Here is a 13011-nt window from a genome sequence, read left to right as displayed (position 1 = left end):
AGGGCGGGCGTTGGGCGTAGTCGTCCATTTATCCACTCTACTGGCGAGTGGTATCACGATGCATGTTCGACTTTGTTGGTTTACGATGATTCCTGGCCGGACACGTCGTACGGCCGGGAAGGTCTCACGATGAACACACCGCGCGGTGTCCGCCGTACCGACGCCACCCTGTCGGACGGTCGCGAGCTGATCTACTACGACCCGGCCGACACGCCGCCGCGGGTGCCGCTCGAGGACACCCGCGGGCTACCCGCACCGCAGCCGCAGGTGGAGATGCGGACCGACCCGCTGACCGGTGACGTGATCACGTACGCGACGCACCGCAACACGCGAACCTACCTACCGCCCGCGGACCAGTGCCCGCTGTGCCCGAGCAAGCCCGGCAACCCGACCGAGATCCCGGACCACGACTACAACGTCGCAGTCTTCGAGAACCGGTTCCCGTCCTTCGCCGGCCCCGGGCGGACCGAGGTGGTGTGCTTCACCAGCGACCACAACGGCTCGTTCACCGGCCTGTCGCAGGGCCAGGCCCGGCTGGTCGTCGACGCCTGGGCCGACCGGACCGCCGAGCTCGGCGCCCGCGACGACGTCGAACTGGTCTTCCCGTTCGAGAACCGCGGCCGCGAGATCGGCGTCACGCTGAACCACCCGCACGGCCAGATCTACGCCTACCCGTTCGTGCCGCCGCGGATGCAGAACCTGCTCCGGCAGGCCCGCAAGCACCAAGAGGTTGCCGGGAGCAACCTGTTCGCCGACGTACTGGCCGCCGAGCGCAAGGACGGCACCCGGGTGATCGGCGAGAACGGCAACTGGACCGCGTTCGTCCCGGAGGCGGCCCGCTGGCCGGTCGAGGTGCACCTGTACCCGCACCGCCAGGTCGGCGGCATCGACGAGCTGTCGGTCGGCGAGCGCGACGACTTCGCCGAGCTGTACCTGGACGTCCTGCAGCGCCTCGACGGCCTGTACGGCGAACCGCTGCCCTACATCGCCGCCTGGCACCAGGCCCCGGTCCGGGTGGACCGCGAGCTCGGCTACCTGCACCTGGAGGTGTTGTCGATCCGCCGGGCCAAGGACAAGATCAAGTACCTGGCCGGCTCGGAGTCCGGCATGGGCGCGTTCATCAGCGACACCCGGCCGGAAGACGTGGCCGAGACCCTGCGGAAGGTTGGCTCGTGAGCTTTGCAGACGTTTTCGGTACGGCGCCCGACGGCAGCTGGCGGGCACCGGGCCGGGTCAACCTGATCGGCGAACACACCGACTACAACGATGGCGTCGTCCTTCCGATCGCGCTGCCGAACCAGATCGTGGTCACCGCCGGCCGGCGTACCGACGGCCTGGTGGCGGTGGCGTCAGGTGGGCACGGCGAGGTGATCGAGTTCCCTCTGGACTCGTTGGCGCCGGGGTCCGTCGGCGACTGGGCGGCGTACCCGGCAGGTGCGGCGTGGGTGCTGCGCGAGGCCGGGTACCCGATCGGCGGCGCGAGCCTGCACTTCGAGTCCGACCTGCCCTCGGGCGCGGGTCTGTCGTCGTCGGCGGCGCTGCTCTGCGCGACCGCGATCGCGCTGCTCGGACTGGCCGGCGAGGAGGTCGATCCGGCGGAGGTGGCCCGGCTCGCCCAGCGCGCCGAGAACCAGTACGTCGGCGCGCCCGTCGGTCTGATGGACCAGACCGCGTCGATGTGCTGCACAGCCGGTCACGCGCTGGCCTTCGACATCCGGTCCGGTGCGCTGGACCAGATCCCGTTCGACCCCGAGGCCGAGGGGCTGCGGTTGCTCGTGGTGGACGTGAAGGCGCCGCACCGGCACGCCGACGGTGAGTACGCCGCGCGCCGCCAGAGCTGTGAGCACGCCGCGGCCGCACTCGGCGTACCGGCCCTGCGTTCGGTGGACTACGCCGGGCTGGACGCAGCGCTCGCCCGGCTGGACGACGAGGTCGACCGGCGTCGCGTCCGGCACGTGGTGACCGAGATCAAGCGGACCGAGGACGCGATCGCGCTGATGCGCGCCGGTCGGTTGCGCGAGGTCGGGCCGCTGTTCACCGCGTCGCACGTCTCACTGCGCGACGACTTCGAGGTCACGGTGCCCGAACTGGACGTCGCGGTCGACGCCGCGCTGGACGCCGGTGCGCTCGGCGCCCGGATGACCGGCGGCGGTTTCGGTGGCTGCATCATCGCGCTGGTCGAGGCGTCCGCGGCCGAATCCGTGCTCGCGGCGATCGAGAAAGCCTTTGCGGAGCACGGTTTCGCGGCCCCGTCGTCGCTCGCGGCTACTCCCTCGGCCGGCGCGTCCCGGATCAGTTAGCGATCACGAGGTCGCAGCCCGTGTCGCGCATTGCCTTGCGGGCTGCGGCCGACAGGCCGTTGTCGGTGACGATGACGTCGAGGTCGGACCAGGTGGCGAACGTGCTCAGGCCGACCGTGCCCCACTTCGTGTGGTCGGCGACCACGACCACCTCGCGGCTGGCCGCGATGAAGGAGCGGTTGGTCTCGGCCTCCATCAGGTTCGGCGTGCTGAGACCGTGTTCGGCGTCCACGCCGTGCGCACCGAGGAACAGCAGGTCCAGGTGCAGCGACGCCAGCGCGGCGGTGGCGATCGGCCCGACCAGCGCGTCGGACGGTGTCCGGATCCCGCCGATCAGGACGACGGTGCGGTCGGAGCGGCCGTTGCCGTGGAACACGTCGGCGATCCGGGCCGAGTTCGTCACCACGGTCAGGTTCTCCACGCGGAGCAACTGCCGGGCCAGCGCGTAGGTCGTCGTACCGGCACCGATGCCGATCGCGCTGTCCGGCTGCACGCGGGTGGCGGCCTCGGCCGCGATCGCCTGCTTGGCCGCGGACTCCTGCGTCAGCTTGGCGTCGAAGCCCGGCTCGTGCGCGGACCGCAGGCCGACCGAGGTCGCGCCGCCGTGCACCTTGTGCAGCAGGCCGCTGGAGTCCAGGGCGTCCAGATCGCGGCGGATCGTCATGTCCGAGACCCCGAACCGGTCGACCAGTTCGGCCACCGTGATCGCGCCCCGGCTGTTGACCTCGGCAACGATCGTGGCCTGCCGCTGGGCGGCCAACTGGCCGCCACGACCGCGGGGCGGCTCTGCTCCGGCTGCGTTCACGGTCCACAGCCTAGTGTTCAAACGTCCTCGTGTCAGTGAAATGCGTTGCCGACGCGGGGGCTGCGCGGCACCCTGAAGCATGCGTTTTCCTGAGGATGTGCCGGTGCTGACCGACGACGCGGTGACCCTGCGTGCGCACACGGCCGACGATGTCGAACCGGCGTACCGGATGTGCCAGGACCCGGTGATGCAGGAATGGACCACGATCCCGGTGCCGTACCTGCGCGAGCACGCCGTCGGCTATCTGACCGAGGTGATCCCGGCCGGCTGGCGCGAGAACACCTCGTGGGCGTGGGCGATCTCGTACGCCGGGAAGTACGTCGGCACGATCGACCTGCGCGACGGCGTGGGTGGCGTCGGCGAGGTCGGGTTCGCGGTGTCGCCCGAGGTTCGCGGCCAGGGGGTGATGACGCGCGCGCTGCGGCTAGTGGTGCGGTACGCGTTCGACACACTGGGGTGGAGCCGCGTGATCTGGCGCGCGTACGTCGGCAACTACGCGAGCCGCCGGGTGGCGTGGAAAGTGGGGTTCCGCGGGCTGGTGACCGTCCCTGGTGGCGGCGTGTCGCGCGGCGTCCGGAAGGACGAGTGGGTCGCGACGGTCGGCCGGGACGACGTACTCGAGCCGCAGGGCAACTGGTGGGCGGTGCCGGTGCTGGAGAACAACGGAATCAGGTTGCGGGCAATGCGGGAAACCGACGCCCAGCGCGTGATGGAGGCCTGCAACGACGAACGCACCCAGCGCTGGCTGTCCGGGATGCCGTCGCCGTACACGCTCGACGACGCGGCCTGGTTCATCGCGAGCCGTCCGCACGCGGCGGCTGGCGGCGAGGCGGTTACCTGGGCAGTCGCCGACGCCACCAGCGACGAACTGCTCGGAAACGTCAGCGTCTTCGAGCTGAGCGACCGGATCGACAAGACCAAGGGCGAGATCGGGTACTGGATGCACCCGGAGGCGCGCGGCCGCAAGGTGATGACGACCGCGGTGGAACTGGTGATCGGACACGCTTTCCGGCCGATCGAAGACGGCGGTCTGGGCCGGCGGCGGCTGGTGGTGAAGTGCGCCGATGTGAACACCGCGTCCGCGCACGTTGCCGAGATCAACGGCTTCACGCTGGTCGGCACCGAACGCCGGGCCGACCCGCGCCGCGACGGCAGCTACGACAACCTGCTGACCTACGACCTGCTCGCCGACGAGCGGTGAGTTGCGCACCGGCGAGGGGTTGCGGACGGGCGCGGTTGAGCGGTATCGGTCACCGCGCGCAGGCATTGATTCACGGCCGGTTGGTGACATCCGACACCGGTTCCCCTCGCCGTGGCGCGGCCGGGCTGCTTGAATCGACGGGTGAGAGATCGTGAGGAACTCGTCCGCCGTTGGCAGGCCGGGTGGTCCGTCTCGCGGGGCTGGACCACGGTTGAGGACGACAACGACGGCATTCTGATCGTCCGGGCAGGTGAGGAGAGCCGGCCGACCGAGTACGTCGTACTGGACGCCGACGGGAAGCCGGACCGGGTGGAACGCGCCGCCCAGCTGGCCTTCGCCGACGGCGGCGGGCGTGGTTCGGGCTGGATCACGCTGGCCACCGACGACAAGGAAGCCCGGATCGAACAGCTGGAGGAGCTTGGCCTCGAGGTCCAGCAGGACCAGGACTGGCTGATGACGATCCAGCTCTCGGAGCAGCCGGCGTTGAAGCTGCACGAGCGCTACGCGTTGCACACCGAGCTCGAGGACGACCTGATCATCACCCGCGCCACGTTGCACGGCGGCGTGGTGTCCAGCGGCCGGATGGCCGTGGTCGGCGAGGACGCGGTCGCGGACCGGATCGAGACCGACCCGGCGCACCGGCGGCGCGGGCTCGGCAGCGCGGTGATGGCCTCCCTGGTCGAGGCGGCCGCGGCGAAGGGCGCCAAACGCGGCATCCTGATCGCGTCCATCGACGGCCTGCGGCTGTACCGGAGCTTGGGGTGGAAGGTGATCGCGGACATCGTGATCGCCCGGTCGCGGTAGTCGTTCAAACGATTGCCATCGTCAGAGGTTTGTGAAGTGCTTGCCCTGCCGGGAGTCGGCAACCGCTGACCTGGGCAAGGCTGCTCAGCATGACGAACCACCGACGGTCACCAGGCAAGGGCGTGGCCGGTCCCCTCCTCGCATCGCTGTCCGCTCTTGTCCTGCTCGTGGGCGTCGGGTGGTTCGTCATGCGGCAGACCGGCACACCTCGACCGACCAGCCAGGACGCCTCGATCACGTCCGCGCTGCCTGCTGACGACGCTTCATCCGTGACGCCGTCTCGGCGTACGACGGCCACGCCTACACCGACAAGGTCTACTAGCGCGCCGAGTCGGGGTAGTACGCGGACGCCGGCGAAGTCGACGTACACGCCTCGGCACACGGCGACGCCTACGCCTACTGCCACGCCGACGCCTACCCCCAGGCCAACGCCAACGCCGACCAGGACGTCCAAACCGACGAAGACGCCGAAGCCGGTCGGTGGCTCGGGGCCGGCCGAGGAGCAGGTACTCACGCTGACCAACCAGGAACGGGCGAAGTCCGGTTGCGGTCCGCTGCGGTTCGACAAGTCACTGGTCCGGGCGGCCGAGGCGCACGCCGCGGACATGGTCGACCAGCACTACTTCGCGCACGACAGCCTGGACGGCCGCAGCCCGTTCGACCGGATGAAGGCGGCCGGGTTCGCCGGTGGCTCGATGGGCGAGAACATCGCGGTCGGGTACAGCAGTCCGGCCGCGGTCGTGGCAGGGTGGATGAAGAGCCCCGGGCACCGCGCGAACATCCTGAACTGCGGGTACACGATGATCGGCATCGGGTACGACCCCGGCCAGGTCAAGCCGGACTGGGGCAACGGGAGCTGGGTGCAGGACTTCGGCGGCTGACTTTCGATGGTCAGCGAGTTTCAGTCAATCGTTTTCTTCGGGCTTCGTTAAGAGTGTTCACATCGGTGTAACGATGACCTCGCGCGTCGGTTAAGGTCGCTGTTCGGTGACCAGGGTGTGTCTGACGGTTCCGCGCCGTCGCGAGCAGGTGCTCGGTGCGGTGCATCGGCGCCCTGGAGCGAAGGCCTCGATGCGGCGCATCGTGGCCTTTGCTCCAGGGTGGCGAGGTGCCGTGCCGAGTGCCGCGCAGTAGGCGGGGAACCGTCAGACACACCCTTGGGGGGACCTGGCTGTACTCACGGGGAACGACGCGCAGTTTCGGTATCACGAAGAAACGAAGAGGATTCGCCCACCCATGACGGATTCGCCAACCCCCCGGCGGCACCGCGGTAGTAGACGAGCTCCCCGGCGGAGCCGTGGCCTGGTCGGCCCGGTCATCAGCGCGCTCTCGGTGCTGCTCGCGATCGGCCCAGTGGTCTGGCTGATGTCGCACGACCAGCCGCGGACCGACGGCGCCGCGAAGGTGCTGAACGTTTCCGAGGACACCCGGCTGAACGGCGGTGCGTCCGTCGAGGCCACCACGACCAGCTCCCCGCTGATCACGATCACCAAGACGCTGCCGAACGGCGTCACCACCACGGCCGTCGTGGGTACGCCGGCGGAGGGCGCGACAGTGGTTTCGAGTACGCCGAGCAGCTCGCCGGCCACCCCGACCGTGCCGACTGCGCCTACGGTGCCGACGGTTGGGGTGACAACGGTGATCGTTTCGCCGACCGGGCCCCGCAGTACCGCCGCGACCCCGTGGGTCACGCCGACCGGTTCGCCGAGGACCAGGCCGACCAGGCAGCCGTCGAGTACGCCGACCAAGACCCGGACGACCGAGCCGACCCCGAGCGACACCCCGGAACCGCCGACCGGCGGCGGCGGGACGAACGCGCAGGAACGGCAGGTCCTCGACTACACGAACCAGATCCGTGAGCAGCAGGGCTGCGGCCCGCTCAAGCTGGACAGCGCCCTGGTCGAGGCGGCCGGCGAGCACGCCTCCGACATGGTCCGCCGGCACTACATGGACCACACCAACCCCGACGGCCAGGACCCGGGCGACCGGATGGCGGCCGCCGGGTACCGCGGGTCGACCTGGGGCGAGAACATCGCCGCTGGGTACGACAGCGCGCAGAAGGTGGTCGCCGCCTGGATGCAGAGCGACGGCCACCGCAAGAACATCCTGAACTGCCGGTTCACCTCGATCGGCATCGGTTACGACCCCGGCCGGGTGAAGTCCGACTACGGACCGGGCAGCTGGGTCCAGGACTTCGGCCGAAGCTGAGACCGGCCGGCACCGTGGATGTCCTTGATGTCATTGTCTCGAACACACCGAATGTGGCGGAAACGTTGTTCAACCACCACAATGTCCGACCGGTTGCCGGCCGGTCGCGGCGGGTAATTCCGTCCTTGTCATGTTGCCGGACGTTCCTGGGGGGCTCCGGTGAGACGGCTGGTGAGGCTCGTCTCGTTGATGAGGCACGTCTTGGGGGCGCGACTTTGAAGGGAACAACGACATAATGTCCGAGTCCGGCAACGGCCGGTACAAACCGCGCAGGAAGGCGACCCGAGCCGCCCGCTCCTCGCGTTCCGGCAACCGGTCCACTCCGCCGCCCGCGGAATCCACCCCGCCGACACCACCAGAACCCCCGCGCTACGCCCCGCGCAGCGACGAGTCTCCGTTCTGGGCCAACGCCCCCAAGGGCGGTACCGACTCCCCGTTCTGGGTCGGCAGCAACCAATCCCGCCCCGCCACGCCCCAGTACGCGCCCCGGACCGCCCTCCCCAGCTACACCACCCCAGACACCACCTCGGGCCTCCCCACCCGCCCAACTCCCACGGTGGACCGCCCGGTCGCGTCCGGCTACACGCCCGGAGCCGGCGCAGAGGAAACGTCACCCGGCTACGGCTCGGAATCTCCCGCCGGCCAGACGTCATCTGCCTATGCCTCGGAATCTCCCGGCGGCCAGACGTCATCTGCTTACGCCTCGGAATCCCGCACCGGTCACACGTCATCCGGCTACGCCTCGGGATCGCGCGCTGCGGAGACGCCGTCCGGCTTGACCGCAAGCCGCGCAGAAGCCATCCGACGCCCCGCCGGCAGCGGCCCCTCCTGGGTGGACCAGTCCCTCGGGGGCACCGACCCAGAACCCCCCACCCGAGCCCGCCGAGCCGCCCGCCGCACCGACTCCACCATCAACAACCAGACCTCGATCGGCGACCCGGCGTCCCGTACGTCGTCCGGCGAGTCGGTGTCCCGTACCTCGTTCGGCGAGTCGGTGTCCCGTACGTCGTCCGGCGAGTCGGAGTCCCGTACGTCGTTCGGCGAGTCGGCACGTCGCGCGGCTCTCGGCGACACCACCGCCGACGCATCCCCGAGCGGCGCCTCCGCAGTGGAATCCGGCCGTGCGCCGCTCGGCGACACCGCCGGCACCTGGTCCGCCCGCAGCGCCGCCGACGACTGGGCATCCCTCGGCCCGGCCGCAACCCCCAGCACGTCGACCGCGGCGAACAGCCTGTCCATCAGGTCCGACGCGAGCCTGTCCGCCGACACAACCAAGCGCCCCACCTCAGGCGACCTACCAACAGACTCCACCTCAAAGCGCCGCGCAGCCGGCATCGACGCAGCTGCAGGCCTCGCCGCAGCAGGCTCAGCCGCAGGCACCGTCACCGCACCCGGCGACACCACATACTCCGCCACACCCAGCGAGTACGACGCCAGTTCACGCAGCACCCCGGACGCCACCACCGCCCTCGGCGCCTACGCAAACCCCACAGCCACCCACACAGCACCGGCAGCTGCACAACCCACCTACGGCGCAGCAACCGACGCAGGTACGCCAGCCACCGGCTCCGGCACACCCGCTGCCCCCGACATAGAGCCCACAGCCACCCACTCAGCACCAGCAGCTGCACAGCGCACGTACGGCGCAGCAGCCGACGCAGGTACGTCAGCCACCGGCTCCGGCATACCCGCTGCCCCCGACACAAGGCCCACAGCCACCCACACAGCACCGGCAGCTGCACAGCGCACGTACGGCGCAGCAGCCGACGCAGGTACGTCAGCCACCGGCTCCGGCACACCCGCTGCCCCCGACACAAGGCCCACAGCCACCCGCACCGCCTACAGCGCCGCGACTGGTGCCGCGGTATCCGCGGCGACTGCCGGCTCCGACGGCTCGGCTGCTGGTTCCGCATGGGCGGCTGGTGGTGACGGTGAGCATGTTGCTGCTGGCGGCCGTAGCCGTGGCGGACGCGGCGGCTCCGGGTCCGGTGGGTCTGGGACCGGTGGGTCTGGGACCGGTGGGTCAGGGACCCGCGGGACTGGACGGCCCGGGCGGCGGAGTGCGGCTCGGGTGGCGGCTGGTGGGCGGGCTGCTCGCGGGCGGCGGACGGTGATTGCTGTCGCCTCGGTGTTGCTGGTGATCACGCCCATCTCCTGGATCCTCCTGCACCAACCGCAGAACGACCCGGCGGACGCCTCGATCCCGATGGTCACGCGTACGGACGACACGTACCCCACCCCGACCACCAAGGCAGCCGTAGCAACCCCGTCGACCCGAGCAACGACCACGCCGACCGCAACCCCGCCGGTCACGCCGACCACCACCCCGACCGCCGCCCCCTCGGCAACCCCGACGGGCAGCCCCACCAACATCCCGACCGACGCCCCGACCCGCGAGTCGACGACCGTCCCGACGTCCGCCCCGACCTCGGCCCCCACGTCGACCGACCCGACCACCGCGCCGACGTCTCCAGGCGGGACCGTCACCTCCAAGCCGACCCCGACCACACCGCCCCCGACAACGACAACCCCGCCACCCCCACCGCCGGTCGACGGCGGTATGGACGCCAACGAGAAGCAGTTGTTCGACCTCATCGACAACGCGCGAGTGAACAACGGCTGCGGTCGGCTGCTACAGGACCCGAGCCTCACCAACAGCGCCGAGGCGACTGCGGGCAGCCGCGCGAAGACGGGCAGCGGCATGAACGACCCGTCGGGCTCCCAGATCGGCGCCGGCGGCGACAAGATGACCGCCCAGCAGGCTTACAACAACCTCATGTCGAACAGCCGAAGCACAGTCCTGAACTGCGGTCTCACAACCCTCGGTGTCGGGTTCGGCACGGCGCAGCGGTGCACGATCCCGATCATCATCGGGTGCCTGGGCTACACCGACCGCAACGTGTGGGTGGCGAACTTCTCGTAATACTGCGGCACTCTTCCCGCCGGTTGGTGCGAACATGATTGGAGGACCTGGTCCACCAACCTGCGGGAGGCTGGATGTTTTCCGAGCGTGATGATGTGGATCGGGCCGGGCCGGCGCACTTCGGGATCCATCCGGACGCGTTCGCCGAGGAGCGGCCGGATCCACGGCCGGACGAGGCGCGGCGGATGGGTCTGAGCCGGCACACCGAAGAAGGCGCCGTCCTCTACTTCGCCTCGTCCCTCGACCGCGGAAAACCCGGCCACAAGATGATGGCGTGGATCCTGCTGATCACGTTCGCGGCGCCGGTGGTCTACATCCTGCTCGCACTGCTGTAGAACTCCTGCCGATGCCGCTGTGGCGTCGTACCGAGCACCGTATGGAAATGGTGCCGCAGCGTGTCACTGCTTCCGAAACCGCTTTCTGCCGCCACCCGCTCGACTGACAAATCGGTTGTCTCCAGCAACAATCGGGCCCGGTCCAGCCGTTGCCGCAACAACCAGGCCTGGCCCGAACTCCCGGTCCGCGCCCGGAACTGCCGCGTGAACGTACGCCGGGACAGCGCGACGGCCCCGGCCCACTCGTCGAGCGACACCGGCTGGTCGAGCCGCTCCCGCGCCCATACCATCGCCTTCTCGATCACGTCGTCGTCCGGGTCGGGCGGTACCGGTACCGGGATGTACTGCGCCTGCGACCCACTCCGATGCGGCGCCACGACGATGTCACGGGCAACCTTTTCCGCCACCTCGAACCCGTGATGCCGCCGCACCAGATGCAGGCAGCAGTCCAAGGAGGACGCCGTACCGGCCGAGGTCACCAGGTCACCTTGATCCGACCACAGCACGTCCGCCCGGACCTTCAACGACGGGTACCGCGACCGCAGTTCGTCGGCGAACCGCCAGTGCGTCACGACCTCGCGACCTTCCGCGATGCCGCTTTCCGCAACGAGGAAGGCACCGACGCACAACCCGACGACGGTCGCGCCGCGGGCGTGCGCACGCCGGATCGCGTCGAGCAGTACGTCGGATGCGACCAGCCCGGGCTCCCAGCTCGGCAGTACGACGACGTCGGCTGTCTCCATCGCGTCGAGCCCCTGATCCACGGTGATCCCGAAGCCGGCGCTGGTCGGGAAGGACCCCGGCTCCTCGGCGCACACCTGTACGTCGTACCGCGGTGGGAGGCCGCGCCGTTCGCCGAGGACCAGGCACGGTACGGCGAGGTGGAACGGGCTCATCCCGGGGTACGCGAAAATCGCGACGCTGCGCATGAGACCAGTATGGCCCGATCTTCGGAAACTATGGCTCCCGGGCCAATGGTGAGACAGGTCGCCGGGACCGAGGATCGTGGTCATGAAGATCACGCACATCGGCGGCCCGACCGCCGTCCTGAACCTCGGCGGCCTCACCTTCCTGACCGACCCGGCGTTCGACGAGCCCCGCGACTACCAGCTTCCGGGGCGGGTGATGACCAAGCTGACCGGCCCGGCGATCCCGGCCGCGGACCTCGGCCCGGTCGACGTCGTACTGCTCTCCCACGACGAGCACAAGGACAATCTCGACGACTCCGGCCGCGCACTGCTGCCGTCGGTGCCGACCGTTCTCTCGACGCCCGGCGCGGCGCTGCGCATCGAGGGCGTGCGCGGCCTGGAGAACTGGGAGTCGATCGAGCTCCGGCGGCCGGACGGCGGCGTCGTCACGGTGACCGGCGTACCGGCGCTGCACGGGCCGGACGGCGCCGAGGCCGTTCTCGGCTTCGTCACCGGTTTCGTGTTGCAGGGCGAGGGTCTGCCGACCGTCTATGTCTCCGGGGACAACGCATCGCTCGGTCACGTGAAGGAAATCGCTGACCGGTTCGCGCCGATCGACGTCGCCGTACTGTTCGCCGGCGCGGCTCGTACGCCGTTGCTCAACGGAGCAAACCTGACCCTCGCCTCCGAGGACGCCGTCGAGGCCGCCCGGATCCTCGGCGACGCGCGGATCGTGCCCGTCCACACCGAGGGCTGGACGCACTTCACCGAAGGACCGGAACGTTTCCTGGCCGCTTTCCGGGAGGCCGGCCTGGAGGACCGCGTCGAACTGCTGACGCACGGCGTTCCGAAAACGGTTGCTTGAGGGCTTGACGAGTACGGAGCGTGACGGCTAGCGTGGCCGACCGCCGGGGGGAACCGGCAGCTTGACTTCATCGGGCCGGGGGGACATCGGCCCACTGCCGAAGGGGACCAGTTCCTGTGTTCGTACGACGTTTTCGCACGCTCTTCTCCGCCGCCACGGCCGCAGTGGTGCTGGCCGGTACCGCGGTACTCGCACCACTGACGGCCGACGCGGCGATCACCGTCGTGCTGAGCGGGATCCAGTACGACCCACCGGGCACCGACACCCGTACCAACGCGCAGATCAACAACGAGTTCTTCACGGTCCGGAACATCAGCTCGCGGCCGATCAACCTGTCCGGGTTCCGCGTGCTGGACGCGGCGAACCACCTGTTCGTGTTTCCCCGCGGGTACGTACTGCCGGGCCGGTCGACGGTGATCGTCCGTACCGGCAAGAACCGCAACCGTGCACTGACCCTGTACTGGAACCAGAGCTGGTACGTCTGGAACAACACCGGCGACACCGCCCGCTTCCAGACCCCGGCCGGCAAGACCTTCGACACCTGCACCTACAAGGCAGTCACCGGCCGGTACCGCGTCGGCTGCTGAGAATCGTTGCCTTAGGCAATATCCACAGAACGCAAGATTGGGCTTGACATCGTGGATGACCGGATCCCCTTGGAA

General features: G+C 69.6%; 14 protein-coding genes. 11 read left to right on the top strand and 3 right to left on the bottom strand.

Annotated elements, in window-relative coordinates; genetic code table 11:
- Nucleotides 1–129 precede the first annotated feature (129 nt).
- Nucleotides 130–1176, top strand: a complete 1047-nt coding sequence (gene galT / locus FB475_RS21680; protein WP_141858403.1) for a galactose-1-phosphate uridylyltransferase — start codon at nucleotides 130–132, stop codon at nucleotides 1174–1176.
- Nucleotides 1173–2300, top strand: a complete 1128-nt coding sequence (gene galK / locus FB475_RS21675; RefSeq protein ID WP_141858402.1) for a galactokinase — start codon at nucleotides 1173–1175, stop codon at nucleotides 2298–2300. Before galT ends, galK begins: the two co-directional genes overlap by 4 nt.
- Here galK and FB475_RS21670 read toward each other — a convergent pair.
- Complete coding sequence (locus tag FB475_RS21670) at nucleotides 2293–3105, bottom strand: DeoR/GlpR family DNA-binding transcription regulator (RefSeq protein WP_141858401.1); 813 nt, start codon at nucleotides 3103–3105, stop codon at nucleotides 2293–2295. The genes galK and FB475_RS21670 overlap by 8 nt on opposite strands.
- A gap of 79 nt (nucleotides 3106–3184) precedes the next feature.
- Here FB475_RS21670 and FB475_RS21665 point away from each other — a divergent pair, with 79 nt between their 5' ends.
- From FB475_RS21665 to FB475_RS21650, 4 genes are all read left to right on the top strand, one after another.
- Nucleotides 3185–4306, top strand: coding sequence for a GNAT family N-acetyltransferase (locus FB475_RS21665; protein ID WP_141858400.1), 1122 nt, complete (start codon nucleotides 3185–3187; stop codon nucleotides 4304–4306).
- Between the two features lie 141 nt (nucleotides 4307–4447).
- Complete coding sequence (locus tag FB475_RS21660; RefSeq protein WP_141858399.1) at nucleotides 4448–5110, top strand: GNAT family N-acetyltransferase; 663 nt, start codon at nucleotides 4448–4450, stop codon at nucleotides 5108–5110.
- A gap of 89 nt (nucleotides 5111–5199) precedes the next feature.
- The gene (locus FB475_RS21655) at nucleotides 5200–5991 is read left to right on the top strand and encodes a CAP domain-containing protein (protein ID WP_202878466.1); all 792 of its coding nucleotides are present in this window, start codon (nucleotides 5200–5202) and stop codon (nucleotides 5989–5991) included.
- A 355-nt stretch (nucleotides 5992–6346) separates the two neighbouring features.
- Complete coding sequence (locus tag FB475_RS21650) at nucleotides 6347–7318, top strand: CAP domain-containing protein (protein WP_141858398.1); 972 nt, start codon at nucleotides 6347–6349, stop codon at nucleotides 7316–7318.
- Between the two features lie 735 nt (nucleotides 7319–8053).
- Here FB475_RS21650 and FB475_RS21645 read toward each other — a convergent pair.
- Nucleotides 8054–8593 carry a hypothetical protein gene (locus FB475_RS21645; RefSeq protein ID WP_141858397.1) on the bottom strand — a complete coding sequence of 180 codons (540 nt, stop codon included), beginning with the start codon at nucleotides 8591–8593 and terminating at the stop codon, nucleotides 8054–8056.
- 656 nt (nucleotides 8594–9249) lie between these two features.
- Here FB475_RS21645 and FB475_RS21640 point away from each other — a divergent pair.
- The 3 genes from FB475_RS21640 (at nucleotide 9250) to FB475_RS21630 (ending at nucleotide 10576) form a co-directional block, all read left to right on the top strand.
- The gene (locus FB475_RS21640; RefSeq protein ID WP_141858396.1) at nucleotides 9250–9432 is read left to right on the top strand and encodes a hypothetical protein; all 183 of its coding nucleotides are present in this window, start codon (nucleotides 9250–9252) and stop codon (nucleotides 9430–9432) included.
- 23 nt (nucleotides 9433–9455) lie between these two features.
- The gene (locus FB475_RS21635) at nucleotides 9456–10241 is read left to right on the top strand and encodes a CAP domain-containing protein (RefSeq protein WP_238332326.1); all 786 of its coding nucleotides are present in this window, start codon (nucleotides 9456–9458) and stop codon (nucleotides 10239–10241) included.
- A gap of 74 nt (nucleotides 10242–10315) precedes the next feature.
- A complete protein-coding gene (locus FB475_RS21630; RefSeq protein ID WP_141858394.1) occupies nucleotides 10316–10576 on the top strand; it encodes a hypothetical protein in 261 nt (86 codons plus the stop codon).
- On the opposite strand, the gene FB475_RS21625 is transcribed toward FB475_RS21630, so the two are convergent.
- Nucleotides 10552–11505: a GlxA family transcriptional regulator gene (locus FB475_RS21625; protein ID WP_141858393.1), complete on the bottom strand. Its 954-nt coding sequence runs from the start codon at nucleotides 11503–11505 to the stop codon at nucleotides 10552–10554. The two genes, FB475_RS21630 and FB475_RS21625, sit on opposite strands and share 25 nt — an antisense overlap.
- A gap of 82 nt (nucleotides 11506–11587) precedes the next feature.
- Here FB475_RS21625 and FB475_RS21620 point away from each other — a divergent pair, with 82 nt between their 5' ends.
- Together FB475_RS21620 and FB475_RS21615 are read left to right on the top strand one after the other, a co-directional pair.
- Nucleotides 11588–12349, top strand: coding sequence for an MBL fold metallo-hydrolase (locus FB475_RS21620; RefSeq protein ID WP_141858392.1), 762 nt, complete (start codon nucleotides 11588–11590; stop codon nucleotides 12347–12349).
- A 116-nt stretch (nucleotides 12350–12465) separates the two neighbouring features.
- Nucleotides 12466–12936: a lamin tail domain-containing protein gene (locus FB475_RS21615; RefSeq protein WP_141858391.1), complete on the top strand. Its 471-nt coding sequence runs from the start codon at nucleotides 12466–12468 to the stop codon at nucleotides 12934–12936.
- The last annotated feature ends 75 nt before the right edge of the window (nucleotides 12937–13011 follow it).

The sequence above is a fragment of the Kribbella jejuensis genome (genome assembly GCF_006715085.1).
Classification (GTDB): Bacteria; Actinomycetota; Actinomycetes; order Propionibacteriales; family Kribbellaceae; genus Kribbella; species Kribbella jejuensis.
Note: the sequence above shows the minus strand (reverse complement) of the source record. Positions and strands in the feature narration are given on the sequence as shown.

Excerpts from the sequence above, each read along its gene's own strand:
- galT (WP_141858403.1), top strand. The coding sequence starts at position 130 with ATGAACACACCGCGCGGTGTCCGCCGTACCGACGCCACCCTGTCGGAC.
- FB475_RS21665 (WP_141858400.1), top strand. The coding sequence starts at position 3,185 with ATGCGTTTTCCTGAGGATGTGCCGGTGCTGACCGACGACGCGGTGACC.
- FB475_RS21655 (WP_202878466.1), top strand. The coding sequence starts at position 5,200 with ATGACGAACCACCGACGGTCACCAGGCAAGGGCGTGGCCGGTCCCCTC.
- FB475_RS21650 (WP_141858398.1), top strand. The coding sequence starts at position 6,347 with ATGACGGATTCGCCAACCCCCCGGCGGCACCGCGGTAGTAGACGAGCT.
- FB475_RS21630 (WP_141858394.1), top strand. The coding sequence starts at position 10,316 with ATGTTTTCCGAGCGTGATGATGTGGATCGGGCCGGGCCGGCGCACTTC.
- FB475_RS21625 (WP_141858393.1), bottom strand. The coding sequence starts at position 11,505 with ATGCGCAGCGTCGCGATTTTCGCGTACCCCGGGATGAGCCCGTTCCAC.
- FB475_RS21620 (WP_141858392.1), top strand. The coding sequence starts at position 11,588 with ATGAAGATCACGCACATCGGCGGCCCGACCGCCGTCCTGAACCTCGGC.